Source organism: Bradyrhizobium sp. SYSU BS000235 (assembly GCF_049747295.1).
In the GTDB taxonomy this organism is placed as follows: Bacteria; Pseudomonadota; Alphaproteobacteria; order Rhizobiales; family Xanthobacteraceae; genus Afipia.
The window spans coordinates 3595034-3609937 of the sequence record NZ_JBMHJM010000001.1 but is presented as its reverse complement, the minus strand read 5'-3'; the positions used below and the strand labels follow the sequence as shown (position 1 = coordinate 3609937).

The following is a 14904-nucleotide window of genomic DNA, read 5'->3' as shown; positions in this document are numbered from 1 at the left end:
TCCTTTCGGGCTATAACGATGAACACTAGATTAAATGCGCTCGATTCAGACGCAGATCTGCAAATTCAAGATCGAAACCAACATGAGTGACCTAGATCGTTTTTCCGTCGCGCTCCTGAAGGAGCTGGTGAAGGACGGACGCGCGAGTCACGTAGAGCTTTCACAGAAGATAGGCCTGTCTCCCACCGCCTGCGCCCGCCGTCAAAAATCGCTCGAACAGGAGGGCGTGATCACCGGCTATCAGGCCATCCTCGGCGACAAGGCTCTCGGCCTCGGCGTCCATGTCATCGTCCGCATCACCCTCGACAGCCAAAGCGAAGACGTGCTTCGCAGCTTCGAACAGGCCATCGAACGATGCCCATCCGTGGTGCGTTGTTTTCTGATGTCAGGCCCGGACGACTATCTGGTCACCGTCGCGGCGCGCGACATCGAAGACTACGAACACATCCACAAGAGCCAGTTGTCTCGTCTGCCGCACGTATTTCGTATTCAATCAAGCTTTGCACTACGCCAGGTGATCGACCGGCCTGCGCTCCCGGTTTAATTAGACCGCTTTTGCTTTCGCGCCGTTCCGTACCCGTCGAGGTCGCGCCGCGACCACCGCGCTTGCGGTGTCCTCATCAATACCCATCCGGCGATAGCGATAGACCTCCTGCACCTTGGTCATGTTCTGCAGCGAGCTGCGCACATGGCGCCGCGCCGCCTTGGCCGCCGCGGCGCCGTCGCGCGCATAAATCGCATCCGCAATAGCACGGTGTTCGTCGAGGCCGGTGTCTTCGAGATCGACCCACAGCACTTCCAGCCACAACGCAAGCTGCAGTTGCTGGTAGACCTGCTCGGTCATCTTGATGAGCGCAATGTTACGCGTCGATTCCGCGATCACCTTATGGATTTTGATTCCAAGTTCGAGATCGCGCGCGACATCTGCCGGCGTCGTCTTCTTGCTTTTGTGAAGCTCCGCCATCTGCGCGACAATTTCGCGGATAACATCGAGATCGTCGTCCGTCGCCGTCTTGCAGGCCAGTTCAGCGGCGCACGCGTCGAGGGCTTCGCGCACCACAAGAAGATCGCAAACGGCTTCAACATTGAGGTCGACGACGGTGTAGCCGACGTTCCGCTGCCCGATGACGAGCCCCTCTTCCTCGAGCTTCATCAAGGCTTCGCGTAACGGCGTGCGGCTGACGCCGATACGCTCAGCAAGGCGGCTTTCCGACAAGCGTTCCGACGGGCGCAACCGGCCCGTCAGGATCATCTCCTTGAGACGGTCATAAGTCGAATGCCGCACCGACTGACGCGACTGCTTTTTGACGATCGCCGCTTTGCTCATCAACGTTCTCAGGCTTGCCAATTCAAGCCCATCATCCTTATCGGCTTAACCCAGCAAGCACAATTGTACGCCGGGATCAGAACCCCAGCGCACAGCCGTCCTTGCGGTGATCCGAGCCGCCGAATAGCGTGCCGTTGTCCCAGTCGATCCAGATCGCCTGCGCACCGCCGATCGGCCATCGCGGCGGCTGGACATGAAAGCCGCGCTTCGTGAGTTCGGGTCCCACCGCATCACGGATAATCTTTTCCGCTTCCACATTGACCGTTCCGGGCAAGGGAAAAAGCCGCGGCTGATCAATTGCGCTCTGGATATCGAGGCCGTGGTCGAACACCTTCGACAGGAAATGAGCATGACCCATGGACTGATAATGTCCGCCCATGACACCAAACGACATGCAGACCTTGCCACCTTCCACAACCATTCCCGGAATGATCGTGTGCATGGGGCGCTTGCGTGGCCCGACCGCGTTCGGATGCCCCTCCTCCACGACGAAGCTGATGCCGCGGTTGTGGAACAGCACGCCCGACTTCGGCGCCATGAGTCCGGTGCCGTACGGATGGAACAGCGAGTTGATGAAGCTGACGACGTTTCGATCCTTGTCCACCACGGAGATGTAAACCGTGTCCTTGTGTTCGGCGGCGTCGAAAGCCGGCATCGGCTGGATCGCTTTGGAGAGGTCAATCTTGGCGGCGAGCTCATCGGCGAGCTTTTCGGACAGAAGATAATCAACCGGGACGTGCGCCTTCGCCATGTCGGCCACGAACGCGTCACGCGCCGCATAGGCAAGCCGCGTCGCTTCGACCTCGATATGGAGATTATCCACATTGAGGGGATCAGGCTTCACCTTGAAGCGTGACAGAATGTTGAGGATCATCAGCGCGATGATGCCCTGGCCGTTCGGAGGGCATTCGTAAACCGTCCGTCCGCGGAAATTCGTCTTGATGGGCGTGACGTATTCGCCTTTGGCTTCCGCGAAATCTTCCTTCGTGTGCAGTCCGCCAATACTCTGCAGATAGCTCACCATGTCATCGGCGACATCGCCGCGATAGAACGCATCCGGGCCCTCGCGGCCGATCAATTCCATCGTTGCTGCGAGTTCACGCTGATATTGGATGTGACCGATCGGCGGCGCCTGATCACCGGCCAGGAAGGTACGCCGCGACGACGGATCAGCCTTCAAAAGATCGAGCTGGTTTGCGATGTCGGATGACACCCGCGGCGTGATAGGATAACCGCCCCGCGCCAATTCCACCGCGGGGGCCAGAATATCCGCCATCGGCATGCGGCCGTGATCTTTGTTGAGACGGCACCACGCCTCCACCGAGCCCGGCACGGTGACAGCGTGGGGCGTCTGCCTGTCAATCGTCGTGATGCCCTTGTTGCGATACCAGTCGAGCGTCGCTGCCGCCGGCGTCTTGCCCGAGCCGTTGTAGGCCACGATGTCGCTCGAGCCGTTGCGCGACGAAAGCATGAAGCAATCACCACCGATGCCGGTCGATCCTGCTTCGACAACGCACTGAACCGCACAGGCCGCGATCGCGGCGTCCATCGCATTGCCACCTGCCCGCAGAATATCCACCGCGACAAGGGTTGATGCCGGGTGAGATGTCGCGGCCATGCCGTTTCGCGCAACAGCCAGGGACCGGCCCGGGGCCTCAAAATTCCGCATTCGTATCCAACCCTTCTAAAAGTCTTTTATCGGCGACTCGCGATTGTCCGGCGAAGCCGCTTCGCTACTTAAGACCGCTGTTTTTCAACCACGCCAGCGTTTCGTCAAGTGACAGCTTAATACGTCCTAGCAGGTCTTCGATTTGCGCTGCGGTAATAATCAGGGGCGGACAAAGGTTCACGGTGTCTCCCAGCGCCCGCGTGATCACGCCGTTCGCCTGCGCCCGCTTGCCGGCGTAGAGCGCTACACCTAATGAGGGATCGAACGGCTCCTTGGTCCCCTTGTCGCGAACGACTTCCAGGGTAGCGATCAGGCCCGTTCCGCGCGCTTCGCCGATCAGCGGATGATTACCGAGCTCGCGCATCCCAGCCTGGAAGGCCGGCGCGATCGAGCGAACGTGGCCGACGATGTCGCGCTCCTCGTAGATTTTCAGGGTTTCGACTGCCACAGCTGTTGCGACGGGATGTCCACCATAGGTAAAGCCGTGACCAAAGGTCCCGATCGTCCCGCTCTCCGACGCGATGGCGCGGTAGAGCTTCTCGTTGATCATCAGCGCCGAGATCGGCTGATACGCCGCCGAAAGCTGCTTCGCCATCGAGATCATGTCCGGCTTGATGCCGAAGGTTTCACAACCGAACATGTTGCCTGTGCGCCCAAAACCGCAGATCACCTCATCGGCAATGAACAAAACGTCGTATTTGCGCAGGACAGCCTGGATCTTTTCGTAATAGGTCGGCGGCGGCACGACACAGCCGCCGGAAGCCATCAGCGGCTCGGCGAAGAACGCGCCGACCGTGTCTGGACCTTCACGCAGAATCAGTTGCTCGAGCGACTCTGCGCATCGCGTCGCAAACTCCTCTTCCGTCTCGCCCGGATTGGCATAGCGATAGTGATGCGGGCAATCCGTGTGCAGGATGCGGTCGATCGGCAGATCGAACGAGCGATGATTGTTCGGCAGTCCCGTAAGACTTGCTGCAGCAATCGTCACGCCGTGATAGGCGCGCATGCGCGAAATGATCTTCTTCTTGGCGGGCTTTCCGATCGCGTTGTGGTAGTACCAAACGATCTTGATCGCTGTGTCGTTCGCTTCCGATCCCGAGTTTGCAAAGAACACTTTCGACATCGGAACAGGCGCGAGCGCGATCAGCCGCTCGGCCAATTCCACCGCGGTCTCATGCGACTTGCCGCCGAATGAATGATAGAATGGCAGCTTCTGCATCTGCCGGATGGCGGCATCCACCAGCCGCTTCTCGCTGAAACCGAGTGACGCACAGAACAATCCGCCAAGCCCCTCAATGTAGCGATTGCCATCATTGTCGACGACGTAGATGCCATCACCGTGCGAAATGACGAGCGGACCTTCCTTCTCGTGAGCTATGGCATTCGTATAGGGATGCAGAACATGAGCAACGTCGCGCGCTTCGATCGAATTTGGACGTATACCCATGATATTGCTCCGCGAATTCCTGGAATGAGCCCATAGCTCGGGGGATTGAGATCAATATTGTATACGATATTGCATCCATGTAAATCCAGGTTTAGGCTTCTCAACATCAGGAGCGGCCCATGAACTCTGCAATCGATGTGCGGTACGCAACTGCGAAAGACGCTCCCGACATCGTGACGCTGTTTGCTCGCGTGGTCGAGCCGCTCGAGATCTATTCACAGGCGGCCCGGTCGGATGAAATCCGCAAATTTTCACAAGCTGAAGTTCAGCGGCGGATTGCGGACGACGCTCGCGCCATCTCTCTCGCGTTTGTGAACGACACACTTGCCGGGTTCGCGATCACCGAGGACCAGCGAGGGCCCATCTGGATTCATTGGTATGGCGTGAATCCTGACCATCGTGGACACGGTGTCGGGCGCGTGATCCTGCAGCATATGATCACCTCCGGGCCTGAACGCGGAGGAACACGAATCTGGTGCGACACACGAACGGCCAATGTCGGCTCGATCGCGTTGCTCAAAGAACTTGGGTTCGAACAACTCTGCGAGCTCAAGAACCATTGGCACGGCCAGGATTTCTATCTCTGGTCTCGCGATATCTGACGAAAACGGCGGGCGCCATTGGCACCCGCCGTAACGTAGTCGACGAACGACCTCAGCGCGCCGGCCGGGGATCGATCGGCGTCGTTCCGCGCAGCCCAAGAATGTCTTCCAGCACTTTCGCACCGGCCAGAAGCTGCGCCTCGCCGCGCGGCGCGGCAATGACCTGAAGTCCGACCGGCAGGCCGGACTTTGTAAATCCGCAGGGAATCGACATTGCCGGGCTGCAGATCAAGGTGATGGCATACACGATCGCCAGCCACTGGACGTAGTTGTCGAACTTCACACCGTCGCATTCGGCGGCATAGCGATTCTCAATCGGGAACGGCTGCACGATGGTGGCGGGCGCCAGCAGCAGATCGTACGTTTTGAAGAACTCGATCGCGCGGTTCATCATCGCAAGGCGCTGGGCTTCGGCACGCTCCAGATCCTCGACCGTGAGCTTCAATCCCTTCTCGATGTTCCAGATCACTTCCGGCTTGAGCTGATCCCGCTTGGTGCGAAGCAGCTGAGCCTTGCTGATCGCGAAGTCATAGGCACGCAGGGTCTGGAAGCACTCGTGCGCCTCCTTCATATCGGGATGTGCTTCCTCGACGATCACGCCTGCTTCCGCGAAACGCTCGGCGGCCTTGCGCGTAAGCGCTTTGACTTCCGGATCGACGGGGGTAATTCCGAAATCAGGCGAATAGGCAACCTTCTTCGGCTTGCGGCCCGATCGCGCCGCATCGAGATAGGAAATCGGCAACGCGGGCAACGACACCGGATCGCCGATGTGCTCGCCGCACATGGCATCCAGCATCAGCGCCAGATCTTCGACGTTGCGCGCCATCGGTCCGTTGACGTTCAGCGTCCGGGCGATCGCTGCCGCCGGCGTCACGGCAACGCGGCCAATGCTCGGCCGCATGCCAACGACGCCGCAGAAGCTTGCCGGATTGCGCAGCGAGCCGCCCATATCCGAACCGTGTGCGATCCACGCCGTGCCGCTGGCAAGCGCCGCGGCAGCGCCGCCGGACGATCCGGCTGCGGATTTCGACAGATCCCACGGGTTCAGCGTCGGGCCGAAAACTTCGTTGAAGGTGTTGGCACCGGCGCCGAACTCCGGCGTGTTGGACTTCGCATAGACGGTGCCACCGCTCGACTCCAGCTGCAGCACAGCGGTGCCGGATTGTTCAGGGACGCGATCCTTGAAGATCGGCGAGCCCTGGGTGGTCAGCACCCCGGCCACGTCCGTCAGATCCTTGATCGGCACCGGAAGGCCCGCGAGACGGCCGCGCTGGCCGCGCGGCTTCGCCATCAGGGCCTTGGCATTCGCACGCGCCCGATCAAAGCACAGGGTCGGTAACGCATTGACCTTGCCGTCCACCTCGGCAATGCGCGCTTCCAGCGCGTCCAGCAGTTCGAGCGGCGTGACATCGCCTGCGTTCAACTTATCAACGATCGCGCAGGCCGTTGCACGGATCAGCTCATTGCCACCAGACGTCATCCCTGTCTCCTTTTTGGATCATCCTTTTTGGACGGCTGGTACTATGCGTCGGTCATTTGCCTTGGGCAATATCCGTCAGCACCTCATCCATAGCGTTCAGGAAAATATCGGCATTTGCACGCGAAAAGACGAGCGGCGGCCTGATTTTGAGAACGTTCGCGCCCGGGCCGCAGGCGCTGATCAGCACGCGCTTCTCGCGCAGGCCGTTCACAAGGCGGGACGTTTCCGCTGTCGCTGGTTTGCGCGTGGCGCGATCGCTGACGAGCTCAACGCCGACGAAGAGCCCCGCTCCGCGCACATCGCCGATCAGTTCATGACGCTGCGCCAGCGCGCGCAGGCCGTCGCGCATGTATGAGCCGACATCCTTTGCGTTCGCGATCAGCCCTTCCTGCTCGATCACTTCAAGCACCGCCAGGCCCGCTGCACAGGACACCGGATTGCCGCCGAATGTGTTGAAGTAACGCGTGCTCTTGCCGAAGACGTCCAGAATGTGCGGCTGAGCGACCATGGCTGACATGGGGTGGCCATTCCCCATGGGCTTGCCCATGGTCACGATCTCGGGGATCAGACCATGGCGGGCAAAGCCCCACATCCCCTCGCCGGTCCGCCCGAAGCCGGGCTGCACCTCATCGGCGATCAGCACCCCTCCAGCTTCGCGGATCACATCCACAGCCGGCGCGAGGAAGCCTGCCGGATCGGAGTAGACACCGTCGCTGGCGAAAATCGAATCCACCAGCAATGCCGCGGGCTTGATGCCATGGGCCTGCATATCCGCGATGGCCTTGCGCACATTGTCGGCGAAGGTTTCGCCGACATCCTTGCCGCCGCTGCGGTAGAGATCCGGAGCCGGCACGGTGCGGACGTGAGAGCCCAGCGTGACACTGCTGCCAAGCGAGGGAGACATCTCCGAAATCGCGATGGTGACGCCGTGATAAGCGAGCTGCGTGACGATCACGCCCGTTCCACCGGTGAAAGTCCGCGCTGCACGATAAGCGAGGTCATTCGCCTCACTGCCCGTGCAGGCGAACATCACATTGGACAGCTCCTTCGGGAAAGATGACAGCAGCCGCTCGGCGTAATCGAGAATGCCATCGGTCAGATAGCGCGTATGCGTATTGAGGGTCGCTGCCTGCTTGCTGAGCGCCGCCGTGACATGCGGATGGCAATGACCGACACAGGCGACATTGTTGTACACATCGAGATAGGCATTGCCGTCAGGATCGTACAGCCAGACGCCCTCTCCGCGCACCAGATGCACGGGGTTGGCGTAAAACAAACGATAAGCCGGCCCAAGCAGACGTTCGCGGCGCGCAATCAAGGCGCGCTCCTGTTCGGTCATGTTGGTTGCGGCCGACGCATCGAAGGCATTGATCATCGTCATCTGGTCACCTCGTTCCGATACGCTTGTGAAGCCATTCGATGGCCTCGGTGCGGGAGATTTCGTTCAAACGCTGAAGTCCGGACCATGCGGCATTTTGATTCCGCATGATGTAGCTCGCATTGTCGGGATGCCTTGCAGCGCGCCAAAAGCTGATCGCAATGGCGAGTGCAAACCGTGCCCCGATGAAGTCGGGCAGAATCTCGACTTCTTCCGGCAACAGCGGATGCAGTTCGTGAAAGGCCGCAGCGACTTCGGCGGGGCCTTCAAGCGGATGCCCGGTTGGCTCGAATTGATAAGCTGCCGCAACTGCAAGGTCCTGCACGATCGGCGAGTGCACCGAATCTCCGAAGTCGATGACGCCCGCGATCTCGTCATTGCGCGGGATGCCCGCAAGGACGTTGTGCGGATTGAAATCGTTATGAATGACTTGCGTGCGCAACTGCGGCAGCCGCGGCAGGACATTCGCGGCGAAGCGGTCGAGCGCACGCGTGGCCAGGGTCTTGCGCGCCTCATCCAGATTGCTCAGCAGCGAGCGCGCCCGGTTGGCGTGCTTCGTATCCCACAGCAACTCATGACCATCCGCCGGGTGGCGAAAACCCCGCAACGCGAGATTGAGGCGCGCGAGAAACGTGCCGATGTTTCGTTTTTGAGCTGCGCTTCGTTCCGCCCGATGGAGCGGACACCCCGCAAGATAAGTGAGGCATCGCACGCGGCGCGGGGGATGTTTGTCCGTTCGCCACACCGCTTCATTCGCATCGCTGTTTCGTGGACGAATGAGCAGCGGCACGGCCAGCCCTGGATCGGTGGCCTGGATGTGCAACAGCAGCCTGCTATGAAAGTCCGTCACCGCATCATCTTCAGCGGGATGGATCACTTTCAAAACATATTCGTCGCCGTTGCGGGCGCGCAGATGGAAATTTCGGTCGCGCTCACCGACGAGTAGCTCGACGGTGACATCGAGACCGAAATGCACGCGCGCCAGCTCTTCGGCCTCAGCGTTGGATACAGGCGGTGCGGCAATCTCGAGCAGCTCTCCAAGCTTCTCAAGCGTCGCACTGCCGTGGGGATCGCTGTTTGACACCAGCTCTCCGCGCCGGTTCGCATCAGCCGTCATCGAACGAAAAACTCCCACAAATAAAGGCCCTTAACCGGGGCTACTAAGCCTCTCAATTCCATTTGATGTATGATGCATCATAATAGCGATGTCGGCAAGCCTTTATATTAACGGCGAGCTTCCTTCCCTCATCATATCTGGCGAGCTTTCTCACCTCGCGCTGGGAAAGCTATTTCAATGTCCCGTCGCCTTCGCTGTCCTGGTCCAGCGTAGATACGCGGTCGTAGACCGCCTGCCCACCTTTGATGAGATCGTTCATGATGGCCGCAGCCGCAGCGTCGGGATCTTTCCGCTTCAGCGCTTCAATCACCGGATAATGATGCTGGATCATTGAGCGCCCCCCATCGATATAAGCATCCGCGATGACCGGACCCATCTGCAGCCAGATCCGCTGGATGACACCGGACAGCACCGGCATTCTGGCGATCTGCATGATGCGGAAGTGAAAGGCCTGATTGAGTTCTGCGCCGTGGATGAAATCAGCGCGGGCAAGCGCCTCTTCATTACTCTTCACGATAGCTTCCAGCTCGGCGATATCCTCGTCTGTCACCAGGCGTGCCGCATTTTCGGCCGCCAGTCCTTCGAGCTTCAGACGGATCGAGCGGATCTCGAGATAACGCGCTTTGCTCAGATGCGGGATGCGGATATCGCGCGCCGAGCGAAAGACCACCGCATCATCATGCGCTAGCCGCAGAATAGCGTCTCGCACCGGCGTGACACTTGTGCCGAGTTGAGCCGCGATATCGCGAATCTTCAGCCGATCACCCGACCGAAACTGGCCCTTGGTAATCGCATCGCAGAGCGCGAGGTAGACCGTTCGACTCAGGTTCTCATGGTCGATGGTTTTCAATTCAACGTCCATTTGAACATCCAGTGAGAGAAATCGCTCACCCTCATCATACAGGATGTTCATACGCCGTTGGAAGTTGGCTGGGGAACTAACGCCCGCCCCCGATTCCAACGCTCTCGCCCCAGCGCCGTACCAGATCGTTGTTGATCCCGAACAGATCGAGGGCGCGGCCCACTGAATGATTGACCATGTCGTCGAGCGTCGCGGGACGGGCGTAGAACGCCGGCACCGGCGGCATGACAATAGCGCCCATCTCGGTAACCTGTGTCATCGACCGCAGATGGCCGAGGTGGAACGGCGTCTCACGCACCATCAAAATCAGCTTGCGACGCTCCTTCAGAACCACATCGGCAGCGCGCGTCAGGAGACTTGATGTTACGCCGCTGGCGATCTCCGCCAGTGAGCGCACCGAGCACGGCGCGATGATCATGCCCATGGTCTGAAACGACCCACTCGAAATGGCCGCTGCGATGTCGTCGACCCGATACACCACGTCAGCCAACGCTGGCAGATCCGAAAACTTGGTCTCCGTCTCATGGGCCATGGTGATCTGCCCCGACCGCGACACGACAAGATGGGTTTCGACCCCGGCAGCACGTAGCGCCTTCAGCGCGGCCAGACCGTAGATAGCCCCCGACGCTCCAGTGATGCCCACGATGATCCGCGGAGCGTTCGTCTCTTTTGCTTTCCGCGTGTTGGCCTGATTGCCCATGATCTCCCTGCGCATTTTTCTACAACTCAGCCGCCAGTTGCGTGCTGTGCCATGCTGGCACCGCGCACAGACCAGCTCGTCAGCCTGCGTTCCAGGACGTCGAAGATCGCATACATTCCGGCCCCCATTGCTCCAACCACGAACAGCGCAGCGAAAACGAGCGGCACATTGAAGTTCGATCCCGCGACCAGCATGACGTTGCCAATGCCGTTATTGCCGGCCACGATCTCAGCGATCACCGAACCGACAAATGCCAGCGTGATCGCGATTTTCAAGGATGCGAAAAAGTACGGCAAAGATCGCGGAATCCCGATCTTGATTGTCATGTCCCGCTGCGAGGCGCCGAGCGACCGCATCACCTCGAGCAATTCAGGTTCGATGGTCGCGAATGCGGTGGCGACGTTCGCAACGACCGGGAAGAACGAGAGCATGAAGGCCGTGACGACCGCCGGCACCGTTCCCGTCCCAAACCAGATGACAAAAATCGGCACCAGCGCAGCCTTCGGCACGCTGTTGAAGGCAACAAGCAGCGGATAGAGCGCCTGATAGGCAAGGCGTGAGGAACCCACCAGAATACCGAGGATCAAGCCGACACCGACGGCGATGCCGAACCCCAGCAAGGTTGTGAGAAGCGTCGCCATTCCATTGGTGAAAAGCGGACCGCGGTAGGTGTAAAGCGCCTTCATGGTCTCCCACGGTGTTGGGAGAATAAAGCTCTTGATCCCGAATGCGACGATGATCAGCCACCACAGAATGATACAGGCCAGCGCTGTCAGCCACGGCGCAAGGCGCCCTATCGATTCGTTCGTCAAGACTTCTTCCCCCGACCGATGTGATCCCGCAGATCGTGAACCAGTCCAACGAAGTCAGGCTGAAAAGTGGAGTCCAGCGTACGCGGACGCGCGATATCGACGCTGCTGGTTTTGACGATCCGCCCGGGACGTGCACTCATCACATGGACCGTTTGCGCGAGGTAAACTGCTTCGCGCAGCTCATGCGTCACCAGGATGATTGTGCACTTCCGCGAAGACCACAGATCCTGCAACACACTCCAGAGCTCTTCACGCGTGAAGGTATCCAGGGCCGCGAAGGGCTCATCCAACAGCAGGATCGAAGGCTCGTGAATAAGAGCGCGGCAGAGCTGCGCGCGCTGTTGCATACCTCCAGACAGTTGCCATGGCATCCGGTCGGCGAAACCCGACAGGCCAACTGTTGCCAGCAGTTCCTCCGCCCGCGCGCAGTTCTTGTCGTGATCTGCCTTCTGCCGGCTGCGGTAAGGCTCGACGATTTCCAGCGGCAACATCACGTTGTCACGGACGTTTCGCCACGGAAGCAGCGTCGCATTTTGAAACGCCATTCCGACCTTTTGGGGCCGGCAAACGTCCGCGCCATCGACGCGAACGGTCCCGCGATTTGGCTTGACCAGTCCCGCAATCAGCTTCAGCAGTGTCGACTTTCCGCAGCCGCTCGGACCGACGATGGCGATGAACTCACCATGCGCGATGCTGATATTGGCTCCGGAGACGGCGAGCGTCTGATCGCCGGAGGCCTTCCCGCCGGAAGATCCATAGACCAAATCAACGTCAGTCAGTTGGATAAACGACATCGGCGGGAGTCCCTTTCGGCCAGAACGCTCTTTGGTCAGTTGATCATCCGCTCGCTTTTGGGCGGCAGATAGGATGGATCGAACACTTCCTCCAAGGAAGGCTGGCGCGGCAGATTGTAGGCCTTGGTAATCAGCGTAATGATGTTCTGCAGCCGCTCGCGATTGACGTCGCCGAACCCATCCTTCTTGACGTGCTCGGTCAGAATGCAGCAATCCAGCGCGACGCGAAGACGTTCGCGTTCGATGTCGGCATTCAGCAAAGGCTCGTAAGCCAGCGCAGCCTTCACCGCGACCTCAGGGTCCTTCGCGACGTCTTTGAGCCCCTTCATCGTGGCACGAAGGAATCCCTTCACCGCATCAGGATGCTCCTTGAGGAATTTACGCGATGCCGCAATGGAATTGCCGTACAGCTCGAGGCCATAATCCTTGTACATGAAGTACTTGATGTCGTCTTTCTTGACACCCTTGGCCTGCAGTTCAAGCAAGGAGTTAAAGACCTGTCCCGGGATGGCATCCACCTTGCCCTGTGCCAGAAGCACCTCACGCAGACTTGGCTCGATGTACTGAATCTGCATCGAGGCCGGATCGATGCCGGTCTTGCTGGCAAAGATCGGGAACAGCTTGAAGGTCGAATCATTCGCCGCCGAACCGAGCTTCTTGCCGTTCAACTGTTTGGGGTCGGTGATGCCGCTCGACTTCAACACGAAGATCGCGGCGGGCGCCTCCTCGTATCCGCTCATCAAGACAGGGAAGCCTTGATCGGGATTCTTTGAATTGAAATCCATCACGACGTTGATGTCGGGAAATCCCATATCGTAGCTACCAGCAGCAAGCTGACGCACGACTTCTGCCGATCCCTTACCGCGGTCGATCGTGACGTCGAGGCCCTCTGCCTTGTAGTAACCCTTCTGAAGCGCAACGAAGAAAGCACCGTGTGTCGCTCCGGGAATCCAGTCGAGGGTGAATTTCACCTTCGTCTGCGCACTCGCGGTGTGCGGCGCAGCGACGAGTGCAAGAGCTAAGGAAAGCCACGCAATATAACGTCGTTTCATCATTCTGCTCCATGGAGATGTGTGTCAGTCGCTGGTGCTTGCTGCACAAATCGGGCCAATTCTCAGGGCTTCTTGAATCTTCCTTCTTAAAGTCGATCGTCAGTTAGTCGCGATCCCTGCTAAGCGCGTCACACCGTGACGTTAGCTTTCGCGAGAATTTCCCGTGCACGCGCACGCTGCTCATCCGAGATGACCAACCGCTCAGCGAAGCCGTCTTCCAGCGGTGCCGTCGCATCGATTCCCATCTTGGTCACCGTGAAGTTCTTGGGATCCGATGTTGGATCGATAATCGCCGACTTCACGCCGGGGACCATGAAAACGTCCTTCTCCGCACGCACGCGCGTGGCCACAGCCCACATCACGTCTTCCATGTCGAAGATATCGACATCGTCGTCGACCACGATGACGTGCTTGGTGTAGAGCTCGGTTCCGAGCGCCGTCAGCATGGCCATCTTCGGCTCGCCGTCCGCGATCTTCTTCATCGAGACGATAGCAAGGAAGGCACCGCAGGTCTTGTGCGGTACGTGAACAGCGCGCACGTTCGGCAGGTTGCGGCGAAGCGCGTTGAGGATCTCGCCCTCACGCGTGATGCACGAAATCAGGATGTGGTCGCGCGACATTCCGGACACCACGCTGTGGAAGAACGCATCACGCTTCATCCGCACGCGATGTGCAACGAAAACATTTTGTGTGCTGCGGTAAGATGCGTATCCGGTGAACTCGCCAAACGGACCTTCCGGTTCGTGGACGTTCGCCAGAATCTCCCCTTCGATGATGATTTCCGCGCCTGCGGGAACCTCCAGATCGCCCACCCCGCAGCGCGCGACACGGTATGGCTCGCCAAACAGGCCACCGATGATTTCATACTTCCGGACATTCGGCGGATAGGCGTAGACCATCGACCCCATGTAATGCAGAGGATGATTGCCGATCACGATCGCGGCCGGCAGCGATTGCCCGAGCGCCTCGGCGCGGCGATGAAATTCATACATGCGCCGGCGCGAATGGAGCGACACGCCGAGCCTGTTCTTGCCTTTCAACATCAGGCGATGAAATCCGGTTGTGTCCACGCCGGTTTCCGGGTCGCGCGCCGTGATCTGGCCAGCGGTAATATAGGGTGCGGCATCCACGGTGAACTGAAATGGAATCGGCAGTTTCGTGAGATCGACCTGATCGCCTTCGAGCACGACTTCATCCCACGCGCCTTTGGAAACGACCTCACAAGGAATGTAGTTCTGGCACCGATCGCGGAATGTCGTTGGCAGATCAGCAGGGGTTGTGTTCAGGCAGTGTGCCAGCAAACTTCGGTTGCCTGCGATGTTGGTGACGACCGGCATATCGGAGCCTTCGACATTTTCGAAGATCACCACCGGGCTCTTGTTCAGGCGGTCGAGCTCAAACACCACCGACGTCATCTCGAGCCGCTTGCTGACCGGCTCCTTGATCCTGAGAACTTCATCCGGAAACTGCCTCTCGGTGTTTTCGACGAAGCCCCGCAAACTCTGATTGTCCGACACCTGAAGGTCTCCCCGGCTGACGTCCATGTTATCAGCTTATATGATAAGTTGACCGGGGCAACGCCAAATCAAAGGCAACGACTGATTACATATGATGCACCGCGCAAGCTCTTCTGCAGCACACAATGAGATTCAAGCAGCACACTT

At 59.2% G+C, this 14904-nt stretch carries 14 protein-coding genes; 2 read left to right on the top strand and 12 right to left on the bottom strand.

All coding sequences use genetic code 11. From position 1 onward, the window contains the following. The first annotated feature begins 82 nt into the window (after positions 1–82). A complete protein-coding gene (locus tag ACP0KA_RS16825; protein WP_424629875.1) occupies positions 83–544 on the top strand; it encodes an Lrp/AsnC family transcriptional regulator in 462 nt (153 codons plus the stop codon). Here ACP0KA_RS16825 and ACP0KA_RS16820 read toward each other — a convergent pair whose 3' ends face one another. The 3 genes from ACP0KA_RS16820 to ACP0KA_RS16810 all read right to left on the bottom strand — a co-directional run bounded on the left by ACP0KA_RS16820 (position 545) and on the right by ACP0KA_RS16810 (position 4443). Next, complete coding sequence (locus ACP0KA_RS16820) at positions 545–1327, bottom strand: GntR family transcriptional regulator (RefSeq protein ID WP_424629874.1); 783 nt, start codon at positions 1325–1327, stop codon at positions 545–547. A gap of 76 nt (positions 1328–1403) precedes the next feature. Continuing rightward, positions 1404–2996: a gamma-glutamyltransferase gene (gene ggt / locus ACP0KA_RS16815; protein ID WP_424629873.1), complete on the bottom strand. Its 1593-nt coding sequence runs from the start codon at positions 2994–2996 to the stop codon at positions 1404–1406. A 64-nt stretch (positions 2997–3060) separates the two neighbouring features. Then, complete coding sequence (locus ACP0KA_RS16810; RefSeq protein ID WP_424629872.1) at positions 3061–4443, bottom strand: aspartate aminotransferase family protein; 1383 nt, start codon at positions 4441–4443, stop codon at positions 3061–3063. Between the two features lie 119 nt (positions 4444–4562). On the opposite strand from ACP0KA_RS16810, the gene ACP0KA_RS16805 reads away from it, so the two are divergent. Next, the gene (locus ACP0KA_RS16805; RefSeq protein ID WP_424629871.1) at positions 4563–5045 is read left to right on the top strand and encodes an N-acetyltransferase family protein; all 483 of its coding nucleotides are present in this window, start codon (positions 4563–4565) and stop codon (positions 5043–5045) included. Positions 5046–5097: 52 nt separating this feature from the next. Here ACP0KA_RS16805 and ACP0KA_RS16800 read toward each other — a convergent pair whose 3' ends face one another. From ACP0KA_RS16800 to ACP0KA_RS16760, 9 genes are all read right to left on the bottom strand, one after another. Continuing rightward, the gene (locus tag ACP0KA_RS16800) at positions 5098–6525 is read right to left on the bottom strand and encodes an amidase (RefSeq protein ID WP_424629870.1); all 1428 of its coding nucleotides are present in this window, start codon (positions 6523–6525) and stop codon (positions 5098–5100) included. A gap of 52 nt (positions 6526–6577) precedes the next feature. Further along, a complete protein-coding gene (locus ACP0KA_RS16795; RefSeq protein ID WP_424629869.1) occupies positions 6578–7906 on the bottom strand; it encodes an aspartate aminotransferase family protein in 1329 nt (442 codons plus the stop codon). Between the two features lie 4 nt (positions 7907–7910). Further along, positions 7911–9020 (bottom strand): phosphotransferase, encoded by a 1110-nt coding sequence (locus tag ACP0KA_RS16790; RefSeq protein WP_424629868.1) that lies wholly within the window; start codon positions 9018–9020, stop codon positions 7911–7913. Positions 9021–9189: 169 nt separating this feature from the next. Then, positions 9190–9882: a GntR family transcriptional regulator gene (locus ACP0KA_RS16785; RefSeq protein ID WP_424629867.1), complete on the bottom strand. Its 693-nt coding sequence runs from the start codon at positions 9880–9882 to the stop codon at positions 9190–9192. 76 nt (positions 9883–9958) lie between these two features. Next, positions 9959–10582, bottom strand: a complete 624-nt coding sequence (locus ACP0KA_RS16780; protein ID WP_424629866.1) for a UbiX family flavin prenyltransferase — start codon at positions 10580–10582, stop codon at positions 9959–9961. 26 nt (positions 10583–10608) lie between these two features. Continuing rightward, on the bottom strand, positions 10609–11394 hold the full coding sequence (locus ACP0KA_RS16775) for an ABC transporter permease (RefSeq protein WP_424629865.1): 786 nt from the start codon (positions 11392–11394) through the stop codon (positions 10609–10611). After that, positions 11391–12188, bottom strand: a complete 798-nt coding sequence (locus ACP0KA_RS16770) for an ABC transporter ATP-binding protein (RefSeq protein WP_424629864.1) — start codon at positions 12186–12188, stop codon at positions 11391–11393. The genes ACP0KA_RS16775 and ACP0KA_RS16770 overlap by 4 nt, the downstream gene beginning before the upstream one ends. A 35-nt stretch (positions 12189–12223) precedes the next feature. Continuing rightward, a complete protein-coding gene (locus tag ACP0KA_RS16765) occupies positions 12224–13240 on the bottom strand; it encodes an ABC transporter substrate-binding protein (RefSeq protein ID WP_424629863.1) in 1017 nt (338 codons plus the stop codon). 128 nt (positions 13241–13368) lie between these two features. Next, entirely contained in the window at positions 13369–14757 is a 1389-nt protein-coding gene (locus ACP0KA_RS16760) for a UbiD family decarboxylase (protein WP_424629862.1), read from the bottom strand. Positions 14758–14904 lie beyond the last annotated feature (147 nt).

Excerpts from the sequence above, each read along its gene's own strand:
- ACP0KA_RS16825 (WP_424629875.1), top strand. The coding sequence starts at position 83 with ATGAGTGACCTAGATCGTTTTTCCGTCGCGCTCCTGAAGGAGCTGGTG.
- ACP0KA_RS16790 (WP_424629868.1), bottom strand. The coding sequence starts at position 9,020 with ATGACGGCTGATGCGAACCGGCGCGGAGAGCTGGTGTCAAACAGCGAT.
- ACP0KA_RS16785 (WP_424629867.1), bottom strand. The coding sequence starts at position 9,882 with ATGGACGTTGAATTGAAAACCATCGACCATGAGAACCTGAGTCGAACG.
- ACP0KA_RS16810 (WP_424629872.1), bottom strand. The coding sequence starts at position 4,443 with ATGGGTATACGTCCAAATTCGATCGAAGCGCGCGACGTTGCTCATGTT.
- ACP0KA_RS16800 (WP_424629870.1), bottom strand. The coding sequence starts at position 6,525 with ATGACGTCTGGTGGCAATGAGCTGATCCGTGCAACGGCCTGCGCGATC.
- ACP0KA_RS16820 (WP_424629874.1), bottom strand. The coding sequence starts at position 1,327 with ATGAGCAAAGCGGCGATCGTCAAAAAGCAGTCGCGTCAGTCGGTGCGG.
- ACP0KA_RS16805 (WP_424629871.1), top strand. The coding sequence starts at position 4,563 with ATGAACTCTGCAATCGATGTGCGGTACGCAACTGCGAAAGACGCTCCC.
- ACP0KA_RS16765 (WP_424629863.1), bottom strand. The coding sequence starts at position 13,240 with ATGAAACGACGTTATATTGCGTGGCTTTCCTTAGCTCTTGCACTCGTC.
- ACP0KA_RS16770 (WP_424629864.1), bottom strand. The coding sequence starts at position 12,188 with ATGTCGTTTATCCAACTGACTGACGTTGATTTGGTCTATGGATCTTCC.
- ACP0KA_RS16780 (WP_424629866.1), bottom strand. The coding sequence starts at position 10,582 with ATGGGCAATCAGGCCAACACGCGGAAAGCAAAAGAGACGAACGCTCCG.
- ACP0KA_RS16795 (WP_424629869.1), bottom strand. The coding sequence starts at position 7,906 with ATGACGATGATCAATGCCTTCGATGCGTCGGCCGCAACCAACATGACC.
- ggt (WP_424629873.1), bottom strand. The coding sequence starts at position 2,996 with ATGCGGAATTTTGAGGCCCCGGGCCGGTCCCTGGCTGTTGCGCGAAAC.